The 21,412-nt window shown below is 62.6% G+C and carries 18 protein-coding genes and 1 tRNA gene; 11 read left to right on the forward strand and 8 right to left on the reverse strand.

Annotation, left to right across the window (positions count from 1 at the left end; all coding sequences use genetic code 11):
- Positions 1–22: 22 nt before the first annotated feature.
- The 3 genes from AC07VY_RS06530 to AC07VY_RS06540 form a co-directional block, all read right to left on the reverse strand.
- On the reverse strand, positions 23–826 hold the full coding sequence (locus AC07VY_RS06530) for a taurine ABC transporter ATP-binding protein (protein WP_495096806.1): 804 nt from the start codon (positions 824–826) through the stop codon (positions 23–25).
- 8 nt (positions 827–834) lie between these two features.
- Complete coding sequence (gene tauA, locus AC07VY_RS06535; protein ID WP_495096805.1) at positions 835–1,848, reverse strand: taurine ABC transporter substrate-binding protein; 1,014 nt, start codon at positions 1,846–1,848, stop codon at positions 835–837.
- Positions 1,849–2,054: 206 nt separating this feature from the next.
- Entirely contained in the window at positions 2,055–3,209 is a 1,155-nt protein-coding gene (locus AC07VY_RS06540; protein ID WP_495096804.1) for a hypothetical protein, read from the reverse strand.
- Between the two features lie 284 nt (positions 3,210–3,493).
- Here AC07VY_RS06540 and smc point away from each other — a divergent pair, with 284 nt between their 5' ends.
- From smc to AC07VY_RS06570, 6 genes are all read left to right on the forward strand, one after another.
- A complete protein-coding gene (gene smc / locus AC07VY_RS06545; RefSeq protein WP_495096803.1) occupies positions 3,494–7,021 on the forward strand; it encodes a chromosome segregation protein SMC in 3,528 nt (1,175 codons plus the stop codon).
- Positions 7,018–8,049, forward strand: coding sequence for a cell division protein ZipA C-terminal FtsZ-binding domain-containing protein (locus AC07VY_RS06550; protein ID WP_495096802.1), 1,032 nt, complete (start codon positions 7,018–7,020; stop codon positions 8,047–8,049). The genes smc and AC07VY_RS06550 overlap by 4 nt, the downstream gene beginning before the upstream one ends.
- A gap of 149 nt (positions 8,050–8,198) precedes the next feature.
- On the forward strand, positions 8,199–10,289 hold the full coding sequence (gene ligA / locus AC07VY_RS06555) for an NAD-dependent DNA ligase LigA (protein ID WP_495096801.1): 2,091 nt from the start codon (positions 8,199–8,201) through the stop codon (positions 10,287–10,289).
- Positions 10,286–10,825: a peptide deformylase gene (gene def / locus AC07VY_RS06560; RefSeq protein ID WP_495096800.1), complete on the forward strand. Its 540-nt coding sequence runs from the start codon at positions 10,286–10,288 to the stop codon at positions 10,823–10,825. Before ligA ends, def begins: the two co-directional genes overlap by 4 nt.
- Before the next feature lie 95 nt (positions 10,826–10,920).
- Positions 10,921–11,412: a hypothetical protein gene (locus AC07VY_RS06565; RefSeq protein WP_495096799.1), complete on the forward strand. Its 492-nt coding sequence runs from the start codon at positions 10,921–10,923 to the stop codon at positions 11,410–11,412.
- 140 nt (positions 11,413–11,552) lie between these two features.
- Positions 11,553–12,425, forward strand: coding sequence for an NAD(P)-dependent oxidoreductase (locus tag AC07VY_RS06570; RefSeq protein ID WP_495096798.1), 873 nt, complete (start codon positions 11,553–11,555; stop codon positions 12,423–12,425).
- 77 nt (positions 12,426–12,502) lie between these two features.
- Here the strand turns inward: AC07VY_RS06570 and AC07VY_RS06575 are convergent, their stop codons facing one another.
- Together AC07VY_RS06575 and AC07VY_RS06580 are read right to left on the reverse strand one after the other, a co-directional pair.
- Entirely contained in the window at positions 12,503–13,393 is an 891-nt protein-coding gene (locus AC07VY_RS06575; RefSeq protein ID WP_495096797.1) for a dienelactone hydrolase family protein, read from the reverse strand.
- Between the two features lie 74 nt (positions 13,394–13,467).
- Positions 13,468–14,025 (reverse strand): C40 family peptidase, encoded by a 558-nt coding sequence (locus tag AC07VY_RS06580; protein WP_495076173.1) that lies wholly within the window; start codon positions 14,023–14,025, stop codon positions 13,468–13,470.
- 257 nt (positions 14,026–14,282) lie between these two features.
- On the opposite strand from AC07VY_RS06580, the gene AC07VY_RS06585 reads away from it, so the two are divergent.
- From AC07VY_RS06585 to AC07VY_RS06595, 3 genes are all read left to right on the forward strand, one after another.
- Positions 14,283–15,272 (forward strand): S1/P1 nuclease, encoded by a 990-nt coding sequence (locus AC07VY_RS06585; RefSeq protein ID WP_495096796.1) that lies wholly within the window; start codon positions 14,283–14,285, stop codon positions 15,270–15,272.
- 153 nt (positions 15,273–15,425) lie between these two features.
- Positions 15,426–16,775: a glutamine synthetase family protein gene (locus AC07VY_RS06590; RefSeq protein ID WP_495076171.1), complete on the forward strand. Its 1,350-nt coding sequence runs from the start codon at positions 15,426–15,428 to the stop codon at positions 16,773–16,775.
- Between the two features lie 75 nt (positions 16,776–16,850).
- Complete coding sequence (locus AC07VY_RS06595) at positions 16,851–18,023, forward strand: extracellular solute-binding protein (RefSeq protein ID WP_495096795.1); 1,173 nt, start codon at positions 16,851–16,853, stop codon at positions 18,021–18,023.
- Positions 18,024–18,098: 75 nt separating this feature from the next.
- Here AC07VY_RS06595 and AC07VY_RS06600 read toward each other — a convergent pair whose 3' ends face one another.
- On the reverse strand, positions 18,099–18,653 hold the full coding sequence (locus tag AC07VY_RS06600; protein WP_495076169.1) for a LuxR C-terminal-related transcriptional regulator: 555 nt from the start codon (positions 18,651–18,653) through the stop codon (positions 18,099–18,101).
- A 77-nt stretch (positions 18,654–18,730) separates the two neighbouring features.
- Between AC07VY_RS06600 and AC07VY_RS06605 the strand changes: the two genes are divergently transcribed.
- Together AC07VY_RS06605 and AC07VY_RS06610 are read left to right on the forward strand one after the other, a co-directional pair.
- Complete coding sequence (locus tag AC07VY_RS06605) at positions 18,731–19,438, forward strand: CoA transferase subunit A (RefSeq protein WP_495076168.1); 708 nt, start codon at positions 18,731–18,733, stop codon at positions 19,436–19,438.
- A 2-nt stretch (positions 19,439–19,440) separates the two neighbouring features.
- Positions 19,441–20,079, forward strand: a complete 639-nt coding sequence (locus tag AC07VY_RS06610; protein WP_495096794.1) for a CoA transferase subunit B — start codon at positions 19,441–19,443, stop codon at positions 20,077–20,079.
- Between the two features lie 3 nt (positions 20,080–20,082).
- Here AC07VY_RS06610 and AC07VY_RS06615 read toward each other — a convergent pair whose 3' ends face one another.
- Together AC07VY_RS06615 and AC07VY_RS06620 are read right to left on the reverse strand one after the other, a co-directional pair.
- The gene (locus tag AC07VY_RS06615; RefSeq protein ID WP_495096793.1) at positions 20,083–21,258 is read right to left on the reverse strand and encodes a PQQ-dependent sugar dehydrogenase; all 1,176 of its coding nucleotides are present in this window, start codon (positions 21,256–21,258) and stop codon (positions 20,083–20,085) included.
- A gap of 77 nt (positions 21,259–21,335) precedes the next feature.
- Positions 21,336–21,409: transfer RNA gene (locus AC07VY_RS06620), tRNA-Gly, on the reverse strand.
- Between the last annotated feature and the right edge of the window lie 3 nt (positions 21,410–21,412).

Raw genomic sequence — 21,412 nt, forward strand, 5'->3', positions numbered from 1 at the left:
GCGCCGGGAACGGCTAGATCGCTCATACGGTGGCCTCTTCGGTGTTTTCGGTGTTGTGTTCAGACTGGTGGACGATGGCGCGTATGTCTTCGCGCAGCTGGGCGAAGGCGGGTAATGTCTTGATGGCGCGGGCGTCGCCGTCGCGGGCGTACTGGCGTACAAAGTCCAGATTGAAGCGCGCCACGATGCGACCCGGCCGGGGGGACATGACGATCAGTTCGGTACCCAGGAACAGCGCTTCTTCGATCGAATGGGTGATGAAAAACACCCGCTTGCCGGTACGCGCCCAGACGGACACCAGCAGCTCCTGCATTTGTTCGCGGGTCATGCTGTCGAGCGCGCCAAAGGGCTCGTCCATCAGCAGGATGTGCGGATCGGGCGCCAGGGCACGGGCCAGGCCCACGCGCTGGCGCATGCCGCCTGACAGCTCGTAGGGCGCGGCGTTGACAAAGTCCTGCAGACCCACCAGGCGCAGCAGCTCCAGTGCCCGCTCGCGGCGCTCGGCGCGCGGCAGGCCGGCAAACTGCAGGCCCAGGGCGACGTTGTCGAGCACGGATTTCCAGGGCAGCAGCGTGTCCTTCTGGAACACCACGCCACGATCGGCACCCGGACCCTTCACCGGGCGCCCGTCCAGCGTGATGCTGCCATCGGACAAAGGTAGGAATCCGGCCATGGCATTCAGCAAGGTGGATTTGCCGCAGCCGGAAGTGCCCAGGGCCACCACAAAGCCGCCCTGTGGGATGTCCAGCGATACCCGGTCCAGCGCATGCACCGGCCTGCCGTCGCGGGCTTCAAAAAATACGCTGGCGTGTTGGACGCGGAGCATGGATGCGCTTATTTCTTCAGGGCTACCACGGCAGCGGGCGTCACAAACGCTGCGTAGCTGGGTAATACCTCGGGGATCTTCTTTTGCTCTTTCAGGAACACCGAGGTTTCCTTCAGGATGCGGGCCACGCCAGACTTCTCGCCGCCGCCCAGCCAGGCATCGGAGGCCTGGGTGTTCAGGCTCAGCAACGACAGGTTTTGCAGCGCAGCGGCCTGGTCGGCCGGGGTGCCGCCGAGCAGCTTGGCCAGCAGCTTGGTGTTCTCGCTATCCGCTGTCCATGCGGCCTTGTTGTTGGTGAAAGAGGTGGTGTATTTGTCCACCACGCTGGAGAACGACTTCAGGAACTCGGGGTGCTCCTTGGCGAAGGCTGCGGTGGCCACCCAGGCGGAGAAGGTCGGCGCGCCTTTGTCGGCCACATCCTTGGAGGTCACCAGCACTTTGCCATTCTTCTTCAGTTCGGTCAGCGCCGGGTCCCAGACAAAGCCGCCGTCGATATCGCCCCGGTTGAAGGCGGCCACGATGTCGGGCTGGGGAATGGCGAAAACCTGCACGTCTTTCTCCGTCAGTCCCTGGGTTTTCAGCAGCGCCAGCAGCTGGTAGTGGTCGGTGGAGACGGGGGCTGCAGCCAGCTTCTTGCCCTTCAGGTCGGCCAGGCTGTTGATGCCGGAGCCGTTGCGCACCACCAGGGCCTCATCGATGCCGGAGATGGAGGCCACGTAGAAGGCCTTCACGTCCAGGCCGCGCGAGGTGGCGGCAGCGTAGGGGCTGGAGCCCACGTAGCCAATCTGTACATCGCCCGATGCAATGGCGGCAAAGATGTCGGCACCGGAGTTGAAGCGACGGAAGTCGATCTCAAAACCCGTGGTCTTGGCGTAGTCGCCATTGGCAATGCCGACCGACGAGGGCAGGGCGTCCGTCTGGTAGCCCACCACTACTTTTTTGTCGGCCGCTGTGGCTGTGAGGGCGGTGCCCAATACCAGCGCGCCCACGGCGGCCGTCCATAGTTTTTGTGCGAATCGCATGCTTCCAGCTCCTGATAGTTTGCGGCCACGGCAAGCGGTGGCCTTGGAGCGGAATCTTAGGTTTAGATGTGTATGCAGCTATAGAACGATATCAACATACGATATGCGAATAATTGGAGCGCATAAGACCTGTTCCTATTGCATATAAAAATAGCTTCCAGCGCAGGTAATACCTGCGCTGGAAGCTATTGACTTGATAGCAAGCTTCAGTCGGTTATCTGCGGCGGCTGTGGATGCTGCTGCAGGTACCAGGCGCGCAGGCCGTCGTCTTCGAAGGCGTAGTCGCCGCGGCCGGCACGCCAGATCAACTCTTTGTCGCGCAGCGCGTCCAGCGCGCCCTGGATGGCTGAGTTGTTCAAGGCTTTGCCCAGCACGGCTTGGTAGGCGGCCAGCGCGGTTTCGGCGAACGGGGTGTAGTCGGGGGCCAGGCGGGCGATGGCGTCGAGCACGGCCTTTTGCGCACCAGGCAGGCTGTTATAGGCCGAGGCAAACTCTTGCCAGGCGCGGCTTTGCAGCTGCTGGGCGTTGCGTTCAATCAGTGCGTCCAGCGCCTCGGCGCCACCCCAGTCGGCCACGGCTTCGCCGACCACGCGTTTCAGCATCTCGGGTCGGCGGCCCAGCAGGTCAAAGGCACGCTCCAGCGTATCGGCGCTGAAGGCTTTGCCGTCGGCAAACTGGGGTTTCAGCCAGGCGGCGTAAGCCTCTACAAAGCCCCGGTCCAGCAGCGGGAAGCGGGTTACGCCGGCGCCATAGAAGGGCTCGCTCTTGCGTAACACCAGGTGCGTCAGCTTGTCGCGGTTGGAGCCGGTCATCACCAGGTACAGGCCGCGCTCGGGCGTGCCTTGGTTGAGGCGATCACGCGCGGCTTTGAGCGCGAACATGGCCTGGGTGCCGGCGGGGGTGGACAGGGCATGCTGGGCTTCGTCCACCAGCAGCACCAGGGGTTTGCCGCATTTCAGGTGCAGCCGCTCCAGCGCGTCGGCCAGCGTGGCGCCGCCGGTCTGGCCGATCTTGTTCAGGTCCAGACTCAGAGCCCCCAGCACATTCAGCTTGTCCAGCCCCACGCCCTTGGCGGCCTTGAGCACCACGCCATCAAAGCGGGCCAGGGCTTCGCGCACCACGGAGATGATGAGTTCGGCCGGGTCGCGGCTGCGGTCGGACCACAGGTCTACGTACAGCGTCTCCCAGCCGCGCTTGCGCATCTCGGGCACCATGTCTTCGCGCAAAAAGGTGGATTTACCAGTGCGCCGGGGTGCCGCCAGGAACAGACCGGAGGTGGCGTCCAGGATGCCACGGCCCTCCAGCGCGTCGCAGTAGCTGGCCGCCAGGGCGGTGCGGCGGTAGGTGAAGAGGTCGGCCATGGGTTTTATGGATTAATTATTTCGTAAAACATAATTTTACGGAAGATTGGATAATTGCACCATAAAGCCCTTGCTTGCGGCACGATGCGGCAGGGCTTGTGAAAGAAATACGGGTCTACCGCAGATTCTGTCTGCGCTGTAAGCTATTGAATTGGTAGCAATTGGTAGCAGTTGATCTGGGATACGCCCGGGGGCTCGGGTAAACTCGATTCTGCTTTTGTGGCGCTTATGGCGTATACAAATGCCTTGCAGACCAACCCACTCGCTATAACAACCAGACTTCGGTGCGCCTCCAATCCATCAAGCTCGCGGGCTTCAAGTCCTTTGCCGAACCCACCACCTTCCATCTGCCGGGCCAACTGGTTGGCGTGGTGGGGCCGAACGGCTGCGGCAAGTCCAACATCATGGACGCGGTGCGCTGGGTGCTGGGCGAAAGCAAGGCCAGCGAGCTGCGCGGCGAGTCCATGCAGGACGTGATCTTCAACGGCACGACCACGCGCAAGCCGGCCAGCCGCTCCAGCGTGGAGCTGGTGTTCGAGAACAACGACCACCGTGCCGGCGGCCAGTGGGGCCAGTTTGCCGAGATCGCCGTCAAGCGCGTGCTGACCCGTGAAGGCAATAGCAGCTACTACATCAACAACCAGCCGGTGCGCCGGCGCGACGTGCAAGACGTGTTCCTGGGCACCGGCCTGGGCCCGCGTGCCTACGCCATCATCGGCCAGGGCACCATCAGCCGCATCATCGAGTCGCGGCCAGAAGAGCTGCGCCTGTTCCTCGAAGAAGCCGCCGGCGTCTCCAAATACAAGGAGCGCCGCCGCGAGACCGAGAACCGCCTGAGCGACACGCGTGAAAACCTGACCCGCGTGGAAGACATCTTGCGCGAGCTCAACGCCAACCTGGAGCGCCTGGAAAAGCAGGCCGAGGTGGCCCACAAGTACAACACCCTGCACGCCAGCGCCACGCTGAAGCAGCATCAGCTGTGGTTCCTGAAGAAGACCGAGAGCGAGGCTGACCAGGGCAAGGTCAAGGCCGAAGCCGCCCAGGCGGTGAACGACCTGGAGTCGCGCATCGCCGACCTGCGCCATGTCGAGGCCGAGCTGGAAACCATACGCCAGGCCCATTACGACGCCGGCGATGCGGTCAACCAGGCCCAGGGCAAGCTGTACGAGGCCAGCGCCGAAGTCGGCCGGTTGGAGGGCGAAATCCGCTTCGTGGTCGAAGGCCGGCAGCGCGTCGAGCTGCGCCTGGCCACATTGAAAGAACAAATCCAGCAATGGGCCACGCGCCAGGAAGACGCGCATTTCGAACTTGAAAATCTGGAGGCCACCGGCATCGAGGCGGAAGAAAAAGCCGAGCTGCTCGCCGCCCAGGTGGAAGAGCAGGCCGCCCAGTTGCCAGACCTGGAAGATGCGCTGCAAAGCGCCGCCCGTGCTGCTAACGAGCAGCGCACAGGCGTGGTCCAGGTGCAGCAGCAGATCCAGGTGCTGGCCGCCGAGCAGCGCAGCATCGAAGAACAGTTCCGTCAGCTGGACCAGCGCCGTGAGCGCCTGGAGAGCGACAAGAAATCCCTGGCCGCACCCGACGATGCCCGTCTGGAGATGCTGCAAGGCCAGCTGGATGAAGCCACCGAGGCCGCGGCCATCGCCGACGCGCGCCTGCAGGAGCTGCAGGAAAACCTGCCCCAGCTGGATGAAGACCGGCGCACCAAGCAGACCGCCGTCAACACCGAATCTGCTCGCCAGGCCGATATTTCGGCCCGCCTGGAGGCGCTGAAGGCGCTGCAGGAAAAGGTCAAGACCGACGGCAAGCTAAAACCCTGGCTGACCCGCCACGGCCTGGAAGGGCTGCAAGGCGTGTGGAGCAAGCTCCACATCGAGCAAGGCTGGGAAAACGCCCTGGAAGCCGCACTGCGCGAGCGCATGGGCGCGCTGGAAGTATCCCGGCTGGACATGGTCCGTGCCTTTGCGGGCCTGGACGGCAAAGATGTGCCTCCGGCCAAGCTGGCTTTCTACAGCGCGCCGCCGGCCGGCCCCGCACCAGTTGCTGCCGCCTTGCCCCGTCTTGCCGATTTGCTGCGTTTGAACGATGCCGGCCTGGCCGCCTTGCTGGGCGACTGGCTGCACGGCTGCTATACCGCAGCCAGCTTTGAAGACGCGCTGCAGCAACGCAGCCAGCTGCAGACTGGCGAAGTGATTTATGTGCAAAGCGGCCACGCCGTCAGCCTGCACAGTGTGTCTTTTTACGCCCAGGACTCCGAGCAGGCCGGCCTGTTGGCGCGAGCCCAGGAAATTGAAAATTTAGAAAAGCAGCTGCGCGCCCAGACACTGATCAACGAGGAAACCCGCTACGCCCTGGTGCGTGCCGAGGCGGCCTATAACGAATCCTCGCAGCGCCTGGTCACGGCCCGGCGCGAAGCCAGCGAAGCACAAACCCAGGCCCACGCGCTGCAGGTCGAAACCCTGCGCCTGGGCCAGTTGGCCGAGCAGGCCCGCGCGCGCAGCCAGCAGCTGGCCGGCGACCTGGCCGAGGTCGAGGCCCAGCTGGACGATCTGCAAGAGCGCCGCGTCACCGCCGAGGCCCGTTTCGAAGAGCTGGACATGCAGCTGGCCGACAGCCAGGAGCGCCACGCCCAGCTGGACGAGCGCGTCATCGAAGTGCAGCGCAAGCTGAACGAATGCCGTGAGCAGCAACGCAGCTTGGAGCGCCAGGCCCAAGAGGCCACCTTCGCCCAGCGCAGCCTGGGCGCACGCCGGGCCGAGCTGGCGCGCGCGGTGGACATGGCGCAGCAGCAAACCGTGTCGCTGACCGACGAACAGCAGCGCGCCCACGACGAATTGGCCCGCCTCAGTGACGCAGCCGCCCAGGGCGGCCTGCAGACCGCGCTGGCCCAGAAGCTGGAGCGCGAAGCCGCTCTGGGTGCACAGCGTAGCCAGTACGACGACCTGACCGCCCGCCTGCGTGCCGCCGACGAGGCCCGCATGCAGAATGAGCGCGCCCTCGACCCGCTGCGCCAGCGCATCACCGAATTCCAGCTGAAAGAGCAGGCCGCGCGCCTGGGCTCGGAGCAATTCACCCAGCTGCTCACCGATGCCAAGGCTGATCTTGAGGCGATCGCCAAATCCATTGCCGATGGCGATGTACGCATGCACGGCATGCAGAGCGAAATCGACCGGCTGAACCGTGAAATCACCGCACTCGGCGCTGTGAATCTGGCCGCGCTGGACGAGCTGACCGTGGCGCGCGAGCGCAAGCAGTTCCTGGATGCGCAGACCGCCGACCTGGTGGACGCCATGACCACGCTGGAAGACGCCATCAAGAAGATTGACGGCGAAACCCGCGAACTGCTGTCCGGCACCTTCGACACCGTGAACGGCCACTTTGGCAAGATGTTTCCCGAGCTGTTTGGCGGCGGCAATGCGCGCCTGGTCATCACCGGCGACGAGATTCTGGATTCCGGCGTGCAGGTGGTGGCGCAGCCGCCCGGCAAGAAGAACCAGACTATCCATCTGTTGTCGGGTGGCGAGAAAGCCCTGACCGCGATTGCCCTGGTGTTCGCCATCTTCATGCTGAACCCGGCGCCGTTTTGCCTGCTGGACGAGGTGGACGCGCCGCTGGACGATGCCAACACCGAGCGCTATGCCAAACTGGTGGCCAGCATGAGCCGCGAGACCCAATTTCTTTTCATCAGCCACAACAAGATCGCCATGGAAATGGCCCAGCAACTGATTGGCGTGACCATGCAGGAGCAGGGCGTTTCGCGCATTGTGGCGGTCGATATGGAGTCGGCCCTTTCCATGGCCGAAATGACATGACAACTACCCTACAACTGGGGCTGGCGGTGGGGGGCGGCCTGGTACTGGCCGCCGTCGTCGCACATAGCACCTGGACAGCCCGCAAAAACGCCCCCAAGCAACCCGATCCACCGCCGCCCAGCGCCTTCCCCGACACGGAGGAGGGTGTGCAACGCCAGGAACCATCGTTCGAGGGCGAGCTGCCGCCGCTACCCGTGCCCGAGCGCAAGCCCGGCATGGACGCCTTGATAGACGGCCTGGCCACGGTGGCCGTGGAGCAGCCGGTGTCGGGCGACGCGGCCTTGGCCGCCATGCCGCCGACACGCCGCGTGGGCAGCAAACCCTTTGCCATCGAAGGACTGAATGCCTCCAGCGGCCAGTGGGAAACCCCCGCCGCCGGCCAGCGCTACACCCAGTTTCAGACCGGCGTGCAGTTGGCCAACCGCACGGGTGCGCTGAACGAGATCGAGTTTTCCGAGTTCGTGATGAAGACCCAGGCCTTTGCCGATGCGGTCAACGGCCTGCCCGAGTTCCCCGAGATGCGTGAAGAAGTGGCCCGTGGCCGCGAGCTGGACCAGTTTGCCAACGACCACGACGCCCAGCTGGGCTTCACCCTGCGCGCCGTGCACGCGGCCTGGAGCCCCGGCTATGTGCAGCAGCACGCGGCCCGCCTGGGTTTTGTACCCTCGCTGATCCCGGGCCGTATGGTGTTGCCCTCGGCCACAACGGGCATGCCACCGGTGCTGGGCCTGGCTTTCGACGCCCAGGCTGCGCTGGCCGAAGACCCGGACCAATCGGCCCTGCGTGAGGTGTCGCTGAGCCTGGACGTACCCCAGGTGGACCGCGCCGAGCAGCCCTTTGTGCGCATGCGTGAAACCGCCAAGGCCCTGGCCGAGGCCATGGACGGCAGCATCACCGACGACCGAGGCTACCCCTTGCCCCAGGATGCACTGGACGGCATCGGCGCCGAGTTGGAAAAGCTCTACGACACGCTGGAGTCGCGCGAGCTGGCTGCCGGCTCTGCATTGGCGAGACGGCTTTTTAGCTAACCCCCAGGCTTGCCCACTTCGTGTGGCCTCCTCCCCCCTTGCAGGGGGCAATACCAGCGGCCCGGCGAAGCCGGTTCCGCGGTATTCTGGAATAAGAAATCACCTCGCCTTATTGGCTGCGGTGTGTTGACGCCCATTGGATTTACGACATGGATGAAAACTTAGAGCTTTTTGGGGCGCCAGCGCAGGTAAATCCTGCGCCAGCAGCTATCAAAATAGAAGCATTGCGCGCGCAGCTCAATGCCTGGAGCCACAGCTATTACGTAATGGACGCGCCCACCGTGCCGGACGCCGAGTACGACCGCGTGTTCCGCGAACTGCAGGCGCTGGAAGAGGCGCACCCCGAGCTGCTGACGGCCGATTCGCCGACCCAGCGCGTGGGCGGCAAGCCGCTGCCCGAGTTCGCCTCGGTACGCCACGCCGTGCCCATGCTGAGCATCCGAACAGAAACGGACACCGAACCCAGCGGCGCGCTGAATTTCGACACCCGCATCCGCAAGGAACTGGGCCTGGCCGAGGGCGATGCGCCGGTGGAATACGTGGCCGAGCCCAAGTTCGACGGCCTGGCCATGAGCTTGCGCTATGTGAACGGCGCGCTGGTGCAGGCCGCCACGCGCGGCGACGGCGAGTACGGCGAAGACGTGACGCAGAACATCCGCACCATGCGCCAGATACCGCTGCGCCTTCACGGCGATGCGCCGGCCGTGCTGGAGGTCCGCGGCGAGGTCTATATGCGGCGCGACGACTTCGATGCGTTAAATGAGCGCCAGCGTGAAGCCGGCCTGAAAACCTTTGTCAACCCGCGCAACGCGGCCGCCGGCGCAGTGCGCCAGCTGGACCCGGGCATTGCCCAAAAGCGCCCGCTGAAGTTCTTCGCCTACGGCCTGGGCGAGCTGACGCCGATGGAGCAGGGCGGCCCCGTCTTCGACACCCATTACGCCATGCTGCAGACCTTGAAATCTTGGGGATTTCCGGTTGCAGCGCAGGTACAGATTGCGCAGGGCGCTACGGAATTGGTAGCGTACCACCAGCAGACCGGTGCTGCGCGCGACCAGCTGCCCTACGACATCGACGGCGTGGTCTACAAAGTGAATGCGCTGGCCTTGCAGCGCCAACTGGGTTTTGTGTCGCGCGAGCCGCGCTGGGCCGTGGCGCACAAATACCCGGCACAGGAACAGCTAACCACGGTGACAGCGATTGACGTGCAGGTGGGACGCACCGGCAAGCTGACGCCGGTGGCGCGGCTGGCGCCGGTTTTCGTCGGTGGCGTGACGGTGACCAATGCCACGCTGCACAACCTGTTTGAACTGCGCCGTAAGCGGGTGCGCGTGGGCGATACCGCCATCGTGCGGCGTGCGGGCGATGTGATTCCCGAGGTGGTCGGAGTCGTCGAAAAGGCGCGTGAAACCTACGTGCCCAACTTCCGCATGCCGCGCCAATGCCCGATCTGCGGCAGCGCCGTGGTGCGCGAGAAGACCGAGATGAACCACCGTTGCAGCGGCGGCCTGTTCTGCCCGGCGCAGCGCAAGGAGGCGATATTGCATTTCGCCCACCGCCGCGCGGTGGAGATCGAAGGCCTGGGCGACAAGCTGGTCGAGCAGCTGGTCGACGCCGGCATCATCCGCACCTTGCCCGACCTGTACAAGCTGGGCCTGACGGCCTTGTCCGAGCTGGACCGCATGGCCGACAAATCGGCCAAGAACATCCTGGCCGCGCTGGAGAAATCCAAGGACACGACCCTGCCGCGCTTTTTGTTTGGCTTGGGCATCCGCCACGTCGGCGAGGCCACGGCCAAGGAGCTGGCCCGGCACTTCGGCAAGCTCGACAGCATCATGGATGCCAGCGTTGAGCAGCTGCTGGAGGTGGCCGACGTCGGCCCTATCGTGGCTTTGGCCATCCGCACCTTCTTCGACCAGCCGCATAACCGCGAAGTTGTCGAGCAACTGCGCGCTTGCGGCATCCGCTGGGAAGAGGGCGAGCCCGCCGCCCAGGTGCCCAAGCCCCTGGCCGGCCAGACCTTTGTGCTGACCGGCACCTTCCCCACGCTGAGCCGTGACCAGGCCAAGGATCTGCTCGAAGCCGCCGGCGCTAAGGTGGCCGGCTCGGTGAGCAAGAAGACCCATTACGTGGTTGCCGGCGAGGAAGCTGGCAGCAAGCTGGACAAGGCGCTGGCTTTGGGCGTGCCGGTATTGGACGAGGCGCAGATGCTGGCGCTGTTGAATGAAGGAGCTACGCCATGACCGTACACGCCATCTTGAAAATGGGCGACGCGCGCCTGCTGCGCGTGGCCCAGCCTGTGACCCATTTCGATACCGATGAGCTGCATCTGCTGGTCTCTGACATGTTGGACACCATGCGCGCAGCCAACGGCGCTGGGCTGGCAGCGCCGCAGATCGGCGTGGACCTGCAGCTGGTGGTGTTCGGCACGCGCGAGGCCAATCCGCGCTACCCGGACCGTCCGCTGGTGCCGCCTACGGTGCTGATCAACCCTGTGATCACGGCCCTGGGCGAGGTGGAAGACGACGATTGGGAGGGCTGTCTGTCTGTGCCCGGTCTGCGGGGCCTGGTGCCGCGCTGGTCCAAGATCCGCTATACCGGCTTTGACCAGTATGGCGACCCTATAGACCGTACGGTGGAGGGCTTCCACGCCCGCGTAGTGCAGCACGAGTGCGATCACCTCATAGGTCGGCTGTACCCCACGCGCATGCGCGATTTGACGCAGCTGGGTTATACCGAGGTGTTATTCCCTGGCCTGGCGCCTACAGACGACGATTGAGAACCAAACCTAACCGGTAGTTAGTGCCGGAAATCACCCGCTTTTCCGCGATTTACCGGGGCCCGCAGCCAAGCTGTGCAGCCTAAGATGCGCAGATGAAAGCAGTTCTTTGCACTCTCGTGGCTGCCCTGGCGCTGGGCGGCTGTGACACGGTCAGCAACAAGGCCGTTTCCTTTCTTTACTCCAGCACTCCCGCCCTGGCGGTGGTGGATGGCGTGCTGTACCAGGGCACGGCTACCGTGGGGCTGGACCGCTCGGGCACGGTGCAGATGGCCTCAACCCAAACGCCTGTACGGGTGTGTTCGGGCAATTTCCGATATACCGCGACCACCACCGGTGTGTTGCAGTTGCATTGCGCGGGTGTGCCTACCTCCATGGCGTTCACTGCCATCAGCGATCTGAAGGCCTATGGCTGGGGCGGCAGCGATGCCAGTCCGGCGACTTTCACTTTTGGCATGGCTCCCGAGGACGCTGCTGCCTACTTGCGACTGCCACCTGCGGCACCCGTGCCAGCAGCACCAGTACCACCAGCAGCGGCTGTGCCTGCGCAGCCGGCCGCATCGGCGGTCGCAACACCGGTATCCTGAACCCTGCGCAGTGGGTGTTCAGCCCTTGCATATGGCGCGCGGGCGGGGGATAGTGGGCGCATGGCCGAAGCCTTGCACGGACACAGGCCCGGCAGACCCTAGCGGTCTTATTTTATAAACCTGATTTTCGGAGCAACTCCATGCAATTCAAGCACCTGGGCGTGGTCGGCTATGGCGAGGTGGGCAAGATTTTTGCGGCCGGCCTGGCCCCCCATGTGGGCGCGGTCAGCACCTGGGATTTGCAGTTCAGTGACAACCGCGTGCGCGATGCCGTGCCGGCTGGCTTGCAGGCCTGTGCTTCGTTTCAGGAGCTATATGCGCAGGCGGACCTGGTGGTGTCGGCCGTGACCGCGTCGAGCGCGCTGGATGTGTCGGAAGACGCCGGCATGTGCATCCGCGAAGGCAGCATCTACCTGGACCTGAACTCGGTTTCGCCCAGCACCAAGAAGCGCTCGGCCAGCATGCTGGCTGCCGGTGGCGCACACTACGTGGATGCGGGGGTAATGGCGTCGGTACCGCCTTACGGCATACGTGTGCCCATGCTGCTGGGTGGCCCCAAGGCCGAGGAGCTGGCCGAGACCCTACGCGGCTGGGGCATGGATGCCAAGGCCGTGTCTGATGAGGTTGGCGTGGCCTCGGCCATCAAGATGTGCCGTAGCGTGGTGGTCAAGGGAATGGAGGCCTTGGTGATGGAGAGCTATGCCGCAGCCCGCCATTACGGCGTGGAGGAGCACATGCTGGCCACGTTGGCCGAGACCTTCCCCGGTATCGACTGGCAGCAGCAAGGTAGCTACTTCTTCCAGCGGGTGGCACAACATGGCAAGCGCCGTGCCGAGGAAATGTTTGAGGCCGCCCGTACGGTACGCGACGCAGGCCTGGACCCGACTATGGCGACCGCTACCGCCCACAAGCAGGATGCCATGGCCCGCCTAGCCCGTGCCAGGCTGTTCGCTGATCTGGGGCCGGATGCGCGCTGGCAGGGCTATGCGGATCGGTTGCTGGGCAAAGAGTGAGTTGCTCTCAAATTGAGAGCTGCTGGCGCAGATAAATCCTGCGCCAGAGCCTTTTTTGAATAGCTCTTTTTGCTGGCTTAGCTGCGCAGGTTTTGGTTGAAAAAGGCCAGCGTCCGCTCCCATGCCAGCTTGGCTGCTGCAGCGTCATAGCGGGGCGTGGTGTCGTTGTTGAAGCCGTGCTGTGTGCCGGGGTACTGGTAGGCGGTATAGGGTACGCTGGCGGCCTTCAGCGCGGCTTCGTAGGTGGGCCAGGATGCGTTGATACGTTCGTCTACCGCGGCGAAGTGCATCAGCAGCGGGGCTTTGACTTGCGCTGCGGCACTGGCGGCAGGTTGGTTGCCGTAAAAGGGAACTGCGGCTCCCAAATCGGGCAAGCGGGTAGACAGCATATGGGCTATGCCGCCGCCGTAGCAGAAGCCTACAACGCCAATCTTGCCGCGCACTTCCGGGCGCGATTTGAGGAATTCGGCCGCGGCGATGAAGTCCTCCGCCGTTTTGCTTTGGTCCAGCTGGCTGAAAAGGGCAACGGCTTTTTGCTCGTCACCGGGGTAACCTCCAAGCGGGGTCAATGCGTCGGGCGCGAATGCAACAAAGTTATCAAGCGCCAGGCGCCGGGCGATATCTTCGATATGGGGATTCAGGCCGCGGTTCTCATGCACCACCAAGATGGCTGGCAGCGGGCCGGTAGCATTCGCTGGGCGCGCCAAATAGCCTTTGATGGTGCCATAGCCCTTGGGGGAAGAAACTGACAGCGTTTCAGTGGTGATGCGCGGGTCGTTGGGGGGGACTTGTTGGCCCAGTGCGAAATCGGGGCTGAGTGCGCCCAGCAACATGGTGGCTGTGACGCCGCCAACTGCGAATTTTTGGGCCTTTTCCAGGAAGCCTCGACGGTCCAGGTTTCCGTGTACGTAGGCGTCAAACAGTATCAACAGTTCCTGGTCGAAATCCTGGGCAGTTTTGCGTTGCATCGAAAGTCTCCAAAATTTGGAGCATATCGGTTTGCAGTATTACGCCAAAGACCGTTAGATATCGCGGGTTTTGCTCAGGGCTTTGCTTCTGCTTCGGGCTGTGGTGTGACGCGGCGGGCGCCATCGAAGCGGCGCTGCCAGTAGGCTTCACGCATGTCTTCTACGCGCACTTGAGAGCCCGTGCGTGGGGAGTGGATGAACTTGCCATCGCCCACATAGATGCCGACGTGGCTGAAAGCGCGTTTCATGGTGTTGAAGAAAACCAGGTCGCCTGGACGCAGTTCGCTCTTGTCGATGCGGTCGGTGGCGGCCGCTTGCTCTTTGGCTCGGCGTGGCAATACCAGGCCCACCGTTTGTTCGTACATGGCGCGCACGAAGCCGCTGCAATCAAAACCGGTCTCTGCGGAGTTGCCACCGCGCTTGTAAGGAACTCCCAGGAAACCCATGGCATTCACCACTAAATCGGAGGCCTTGCTGCTCATGCTTTGGCGCACTTGCTCGAGCTGGTCCATGGTGTGGTTCAGCAGGCCTTTGTCGGCCAGGATTTTGTCTATCTCTTCATTGCTGGGAGGGGGAGGGGCGGCGTGGGCGGTGGAGCAGGCGAGCAGTAGAACAAGTATCCATTTTGGCATCCGGCGCAGGTTAGAGGGATTTGGCAGTCAAGTCAAGGCAGAAAGCCTAGCTTTGCAAAGCGGTCTGAAACTTGACGTAACCTTTGAAATTTTTTTGTATGCAGTTGTTCATGCATACTAGTTTTGAGGGCAATATTTTGGGCAGCAAGTGGCGCTATGTGCTGCTGTAAATGGCTGCATTGCCCCTTGGGCCGTCATGAAACTTGGACTCCAGTATGCATAACTACAAGAGATGGCTTGGCCCGGCCATTGCTGTTTTGGCCCTGTTAAGCGGCCTGCCGCAACAGGCCCTGGCATGGGGCCATCAAGGGCATATGGTGGTCGGCGCCTTAGCCGACCAATTGTTGACAGCCCGGGCCCGGGCGGGCTTGCAGGCCGATCTGGGCCTGTCGCTGGAGCAGGCCGCGCCATGGGCGGATTGCGTGAAAAACGTGGCCTTTGGGCCTAAAGGCTTTGCCTATGCAGCAGATGAGCGGTGGCCGTCACCTGCTTGCACACGTTTTGAGACCCAGGACGGCGTGCGGGCGATGCGGGACTACGTGGCGCGTAACTGGGATACTTGCGGCCAGCGCGTCGACTGCCACAAGACCTACCACTTCACCGACGTGGCCTACCAGCATCTCCGTTACCGGGCGGACTATGTAGGGGTGAATGGGCACGACTTGGTGCATGCAATACGGGCGGCGGTTGCCATGCTGCAAGGCAAGCCTGTGCCTGCGCCCTTCAGCATCGCCAGCCGCGCAGAAGCCTTGCTGTTGTTGGCCCATTTTGTGGGTGACCTGCACCAGCCATTGCATGTGGGTGCCATATATCTGGATGCAGATGCGCAGCCTGTAGATCCCGACGCCGGAGGCGTAGCTGCCGACGCTGTGTTTGCCACCCGGGGAGGCAACAGCCTGGAGCTGGGCAGCAGCAATTTGCACGCGATGTGGGACGATATTCCGGATACCTTGCGTTCCAGCAGTATTCCGCCCGCTATGTTGCAGGATGCACGGGCCCTGCGCGTCAGTCGGGCCAAGCCGGAGCGTTGGGTGGATGCCTGGGTCCAGGATTCGCTCGCGGCGAGCCGGGAGGTTTTTGTGGGTGTGCATTTCAGCCCTGCAACGTTGCAGAAGGGTGCCCGGGTATGGCAGGCCAGCTTCGACGATGAGGCGGGCTACCGCGCGCGCCGGGAGCAGCTGCAAATACGCCAGTTGACCAAGGCCGGTGCGCGCTTGGCCCAGTTGATAAATGCCCTCTACCCGTGAGCCTGGGCCGTTTCACTTTTAAGCAAAATAGGCCTCTGGCGCACATATTGCGTGCGCGAGGTGCTATAAAAATAAAAGCAATAGACTGCAGCAGGCCGCTGCTTGATTCAATTACAGGAGCATTCGTTTATGGCGGTAGCCAAAAAAGAGAACATGACATTCAACGATCTGGAGCACTGGCTGAACCAGCGCCGCGTGACGGAAGTGGAGTGCCTGGTACCTGATTTGACGGGGGTGGCCCGTGGCAAGATCTTGCCCCGCGAAAAGTTCACCGAAGACCGCGGTATGCGCATACCCGAGGCGGTGGTGGCGATGGGGGTGACGGGCGAACTGCCGTCCCAGGGCCCTTATTACGATGTGGTCAACCCCACAGACCGCGATATGCACCTGCGGCCCGACCCGTCCACCGTGCGTATCGTGCCCTGGGCTTCCGACCCCACGGCGCAGGTGATCCACGATTGCTATGACCGCGACGGCAAGCTGGTGCCGTTTGCGCCACGCAGTGTGTTGCGCCGGGTCTGCGATCTCTATACCGCGCTGGACCTCGAGCCGGTGGTGGCGCCAGAGCTGGAGTTTTATCTGGTGGCCCGCAACACCGATCCGAACACCGTCCTGCGCCCGCCGGTTGGCCGCAGCGGCCGGGCTGAAACCTCCCGCCAGTCCTACAGCATCGACGCGGTGAACGAGTTCGACCCGCTGTTCGAGGAGCTCTACGACTACTGCGAAAAGATGGAGCTGAATGTTGACACCTTGATCCACGAGGCCGGCGCCGGGCAGATGGAGATTAATTTCTTCCACGCCCATCCGTTGGGCCTGGCGGACGAGGTGTTCTTCTTCAAGCGCACGGTGCGTGAAGTGGCTTTGCGCCACGACATGTACGCCACTTTCATGGCCAAGCCCATCGAGGGTGAACCGGGCAGTGCCATGCACGTGCACCAAAGCCTGGTCAGCAAAGCCACGGGGCGGAATATTTTCAGCAACGACGACGGCTCGCCGTCCGAGGCTTTCTTTCATTACATCGGTGGCTTGCAGCGCTATCTGCCTGCGGCCATGGCCCTGGTGGCACCTTATGTGAACAGCTACCGCCGTTTGTCGCGCAACACGGCGGCGCCCATCAATACCGAATGGGGCTACGACAACCGCACCGTGGGCATACGCTCGCCCATTTCCACGCCACAGGCGCGGCGGATCGAAAATCGTGTGATCGGTGTGGACGCCAATCCCTATGTGGCCATGGCCATGACCTTGGCCTGTGGCTACCTGGGCATGCAAAAGAAGATCAAACCCAAGTCCGAGATGAAGGGGGATGCATATCTGGCGCCCTTCACCTTGCCGCGCAGCCTGGGGGAGGCATTGGACTTGCTACGCAACGAGCCCGATCTGCATGAAATCCTGGGTGAGGATTTCATCACCGTCTACACCGAGATCAAGGAAATCGAGTTTGAAGAATTCATGAAGGTCATTTCGCCGTGGGAACGTGAGCATCTCCTGCTGCATGTGTGATGGTTTTGCTTTATACAATCTGATTTTTTCGGGGTTTCACTTTTTCATCTGTTCCTTTTAGGAGTTTTAAACGCTATGAAACAGCAAGCACTGGTTATTGCTTTGTCAGCCCTTTTCCTGGCCGCCTGCGGCAAAAAAGAAGAGGCGCCTGCGGCACCGGCCTCTGCGCCCGCACCGGCTCCGGTGGCTTCGGCGCCCGCTCCAGCACCAGCCAATACTGAAGAAAAAGTGCTGAACGTCTATAACTGGCCCGACTACATCGCGGCCGATATGGTGGCCAACTTCGAGAAAGAAACCGGCATCAAGGTCAACTACCAGACCTTTGAGAATAATGAGGCCCTGCACGCCAAGCTGGTGGCCGGCAATAGCGGCTTTGACATCGTGGTGCCGGGCGCCGTGTTTGCCAAATCGCAAATCGATGGCGGCCTGCTGATGGCGCTGGACAAGAGCAAGATCCCAAATCTGGCCAATCTGGACCCGACCATCATGGAAAAGGTGGCCAGCGTGGACGCGGGCAACGCCCACCTGGTGCCATGGGCCTGGAGCTACACCACGGTGGCCATCAACAAGGGCAAGGTCGCCAAGGCACTGGGCTCCACCCCGCTGCCTGACAATGTCTGGGACCTGGTGTTCAACCCCACCTACACCTCCAAGCTCAAGTCTTGCGGCATTGCCTACCTGGATTCGCCCACCGAGGTGATTCCACCAGCACTGCACTACCTGGACAAGAACCCGTACTCCGCCGATGTGGCCGATCACAAGGCCGCTGGCGCCATGCTGGCCAAGGTGCGCAAGGACATCCGCTTGTTCTCCAGCACCATGATCGATGACATGGCGGGCGGCAAGGCCTGCGTGGGCCTGGGCTGGGCTGGTGACCTGAACATCGCCAAGGCGCGCGCCATCGAGAACAAGAACGGTAATGACATCGAAGTGCTGCTGCCCAAGAACGGCGGTCTGATCTTCTTTGACAACCTGGCAATTCCGAAGGATGCGCAGCACCCCAACAACGCGATGGAGTTCATGAACTACTTCTTGCGTCCAGAGGTATCTGCGTCTCTGACCAACGAGCTGAGCTACCCCACGGCGAACAAGGCCAGCATCGAGAAGGTCAAGCCTGAAATCGCCAGCGACAAGACCATCTTCGTGGATGCGGACAATATGGCCAAGATGGTGTCGCCCACCAGCTTGAGCAATGAAACCCGCGAATCCATGAGCAACGTCTACACGCTGTTCAAGAAGAGCAAGTAATCTGCTGCCCCACCGGCCATGACCAGGCCGCACACCGTGCCAAGCGGTGTGCGGCTTTTTTTATGGGGTTGGTCGTTAGCCCCCGATCAGCCGGTGCGTCAGGTCTGCGGCAGTGGAGGCCTGGTATTTGCGCATCAAACGGGCGCGGTACAGCTCCACCGTGCGGTGGCTGATGCCCAGTGCGCGGCCGATTTCCTTGGATGTGAGCCCGCTGATCACATGGGCTGCTACTTCGCGTTCGCGTGGCGTCAGCGCGGCCTGCACGGGGCGGCGTGAAGACAGGTCTTCAAAGCTCCAGATGCCCGCCGCATGCGGTGCGTTGCGGTCAAAGGCGCGGCCTGTGACGTGGCACCAGAAGACTTCACCCTTGAAGCGGCCGCCCACGCGCTGCATGATGCGTTCGTCGGCGTAATGGCCTGTGGCGTTGAGTATCGGGGCAATGCGTGCGCCGATACGCTCGAATTCGGCGGCACTCGGGTAGAGCATCTGAAACGACTGCCCCAGCAACTGCGCGCGTTCCGCGCCAAACATGTCGCACAGATGCTGGTTGCAATCCACGATGCTGCGGTTGCGCGAAACCACCAGGCCGACGGGAGCTAGCTCGAATGCCAGACGGTAATCAACATCCATCAGGTGGGCCCTCTACGAAAAACTACGTACATGAATACGTAGTATCGTATGCGCTGATCTTTTAACCGGAGAGCTGTGTGAACAAAATTTTCCCTTCTGCGGCGCAGGCGCTGCAAGGCGTGGTCCAGGACGGCCAACTGCTGGCGGTAGGCGGCTTTGGTCTGTGCGGCATCCCTGAAGCGCTGATTGACGCCCTGCGCGACAGCGGCGTGAAAGACCTGACGGTGATCTCCAACAACGCAGGTGTCGATGGCTTTGGCCTGGGCAAGCTGCTGGAGACCCGGCAGATCAAGAAAATGATCTCCAGCTATGTGGGCGAGAACAAGGAATTCGAGCGCCAGTACCTGGCTGGTGAACTGCAGCTGGAATTCACTCCCCAAGGCACTCTGGCCGAAAAACTGCGTGCCGGCGGCGCGGGCATACCAGCCTTCTTTACCAAGACCGGCGTAGGCACACTGGTGGCCGAGGGCAAAGAGCTGCGCGAATTCGATGGCGAAACCTACGTCATGGAGCGCGCCTTGGTGCCTGAGGTGGCCCTGGTCAAAGCCCAGCGCGCCGACAAGTCTGGCAACCTGCAATTCCACCTGACTGCACGCAATTTCAACCCCGCCGCTGCAATGGCGGGCAAGGTCTGCGTCGTGGAAGTGGAAGAGATTGTGGAAACTGGCAGCATGGAGCCCGACCAGGTACACCTGCCCGGCATTTACGTGCACCGCATCGTGCTCAATGCGAACCCCGAGAAGCGCATCGAGAAGAGAACCCTCACCGAGAAAGCAGGAGCATAAGCATGGCCTGGACACAAGACCAAATGGCGGCCCGTGCGGCCCAGGAGCTGGAAGACGGCTTTTACGTAAATCTGGGTATTGGCATCCCCACGCTGGTGGCCAACCATGTGCCCGCCGACAAGGAAGTCTGGTTGCAGAGCGAGAACGGCATGCTGGGCATAGGCCCGTTTCCGACCGAAGACCAGGTGGACGCCGATCTGATCAATGCAGGTAAGCAAACCGTGACCACGCTGCCCGGTTCGTCGATTTTTGGCAGCCATGAAAGCTTCGCCATGATTCGCGGCGGCAAGATCAACCTCAGCATTCTGGGGGCCATGCAGGTCAGCGAGAAGGGCGATCTGGCCAACTGGATGATCCCCGGCAAGATGGTTAAAGGCATGGGCGGCGCGATGGACCTGGTGGCCGGCGTGAAGCGCGTCATCGTGCTCATGGAGCATGTGGCCAAGAAGAAAGATGGAACCGAAGACCTGAAGATTCTGCCCGCCTGCACCCTGCCGCTGACCGGCGTGGGCGTGGTTGACCGCATCATCACCGACCTGGCGGTGCTGGATGTGACACCTGCCGGTTTGAAGGTGGTGGAGCTGGCGCCTGGCGTGACTCTGGACGCGTTGCAGGCCAAGACCGGCGTTAAGCTAGTTTGAGCTTCAAGGGCCCAGTCGCAGCAGCTTGCCGCTATCGGTGAGCAGCAGGATGGCCCCGTCGGGTGCTTGCGCCACGTCGCGAATGCGCTCGTGCAGATCGGTCAGCAATGCTTCACGTGCCAGCACGGCGCTGGGGCTGACCGTCATGCGCCACAGCGCCTGGCCGGCGAGCGAGCCGGAGAATAAATTCCCCTTCCATTGCGGTATCAGATTGCCGGTGTAGAACAGTAGGCCCGCGGGGGCGATGGAGGTCGGCACCCAATAGGTCAATGGCTCTGTATAGGTCGGTGCGTGCACGCCGCCACCGATGCGGCAGGCGTCGCCCACGGGGTCGCCGTAGTTGCAGCCATAGCTTTTCACCGGCCAGCCGTAGTTGGCACCGGCGCGGTCGATGTTGATCTCGTCGCCGCCTTGCGGCCCGTGCTCGCTGGTCCACAGCTCGCCGGTGTCTGGATGCAGTGCCGCACCCTGCACATTGCGGTGGCCCAGGCTCCAGATGCCGGGCAGCGCTGGCGGGGTAAACACCGGGTTGTCGGCAGGAATGCTGCCGTCGCGCTGGATGCGCACCACCTTGCCCAGGGTTTGCTGCAGGTCTTGTGCCGGACTGCCGAGCTGGCGTTCCCCCATGGTGATAAACAGGGTTTTGTCCCGGGCGAACACTAGGCGCGATCCGTAGTGGTTGCTTCCACTGGTCTTGGGCTGCTGGCGGAACACCACGGTGACATCCTGCAGTGCATTGCCCACCAGCCGTCCGCGCGCCACGCTGGTGCCGGTCAAGCCGGCTTCACTACCGCTGCCGGGCTCTGAGAAGCTCCAGTACACCCAGGGTGTTGTCGCAAAATCCGGGTCCAGCGCCAGCCCTAACAAGCCGCCTTGGCCGCTGGTGTTGACTGGCAGGATGCCGCTGATGGCCGTAGCGTTTTTGAAATCGGCGCTGAGTCGCACCAGGCTGCCACCACGTTGCGATACCAGTAGCTCGCCCGAGGGTAAAAACACCATGCTCCATGGACTTGCCAGGCTGCTGTTCAAGGTGGTGATTTTTGGCACAACCACCGGTGCCGCGGCTTCGCTGCTACCACCTCCGCAGGCACTGATGCCGAGCCAAATGCCTATCACCACAAGCCAGCGCAATGGCAGCAGGGGCGAAAGATACGGGTGGGGCGGTTTCGGCAAGCGCATGGTGCAGGCTCCCTGGAGCAGCACCGCGTCGGTGGGGTTGGCGCGGGGCCGGTGACGGTCGTCGTGGCTTCAACGACTGGAGCGGGTGATGGGAATCGAACCCACGTATCGAGCTTGGGAAGCTAGCGTTCTACCATTGAACTACACCCGCTGA

Source organism: Rhodoferax sp. GW821-FHT02C08, assembly GCF_059421805.1.

Excerpts from the sequence above, each read along its gene's own strand:
- AC07VY_RS06530 (WP_495096806.1), bottom strand. The coding sequence starts at position 826 with ATGCTCCGCGTCCAACACGCCAGCGTATTTTTTGAAGCCCGCGACGGC.
- tauA (WP_495096805.1), bottom strand. The coding sequence starts at position 1,848 with ATGCGATTCGCACAAAAACTATGGACGGCCGCCGTGGGCGCGCTGGTA.
- AC07VY_RS06540 (WP_495096804.1), bottom strand. The coding sequence starts at position 3,209 with ATGGCCGACCTCTTCACCTACCGCCGCACCGCCCTGGCGGCCAGCTAC.
- AC07VY_RS06550 (WP_495096802.1), top strand. The coding sequence starts at position 7,018 with ATGACAACTACCCTACAACTGGGGCTGGCGGTGGGGGGCGGCCTGGTA.
- ligA (WP_495096801.1), top strand. The coding sequence starts at position 8,199 with ATGGATGAAAACTTAGAGCTTTTTGGGGCGCCAGCGCAGGTAAATCCT.
- def (WP_495096800.1), top strand. The coding sequence starts at position 10,286 with ATGACCGTACACGCCATCTTGAAAATGGGCGACGCGCGCCTGCTGCGC.
- AC07VY_RS06565 (WP_495096799.1), top strand. The coding sequence starts at position 10,921 with ATGAAAGCAGTTCTTTGCACTCTCGTGGCTGCCCTGGCGCTGGGCGGC.
- AC07VY_RS06570 (WP_495096798.1), top strand. The coding sequence starts at position 11,553 with ATGCAATTCAAGCACCTGGGCGTGGTCGGCTATGGCGAGGTGGGCAAG.
- AC07VY_RS06575 (WP_495096797.1), bottom strand. The coding sequence starts at position 13,393 with ATGCAACGCAAAACTGCCCAGGATTTCGACCAGGAACTGTTGATACTG.
- AC07VY_RS06580 (WP_495076173.1), bottom strand. The coding sequence starts at position 14,025 with ATGCCAAAATGGATACTTGTTCTACTGCTCGCCTGCTCCACCGCCCAC.
- AC07VY_RS06590 (WP_495076171.1), top strand. The coding sequence starts at position 15,426 with ATGACATTCAACGATCTGGAGCACTGGCTGAACCAGCGCCGCGTGACG.
- AC07VY_RS06595 (WP_495096795.1), top strand. The coding sequence starts at position 16,851 with ATGAAACAGCAAGCACTGGTTATTGCTTTGTCAGCCCTTTTCCTGGCC.
- AC07VY_RS06600 (WP_495076169.1), bottom strand. The coding sequence starts at position 18,653 with ATGGATGTTGATTACCGTCTGGCATTCGAGCTAGCTCCCGTCGGCCTG.
- AC07VY_RS06610 (WP_495096794.1), top strand. The coding sequence starts at position 19,441 with ATGGCCTGGACACAAGACCAAATGGCGGCCCGTGCGGCCCAGGAGCTG.
- AC07VY_RS06615 (WP_495096793.1), bottom strand. The coding sequence starts at position 21,258 with ATGCGCTTGCCGAAACCGCCCCACCCGTATCTTTCGCCCCTGCTGCCA.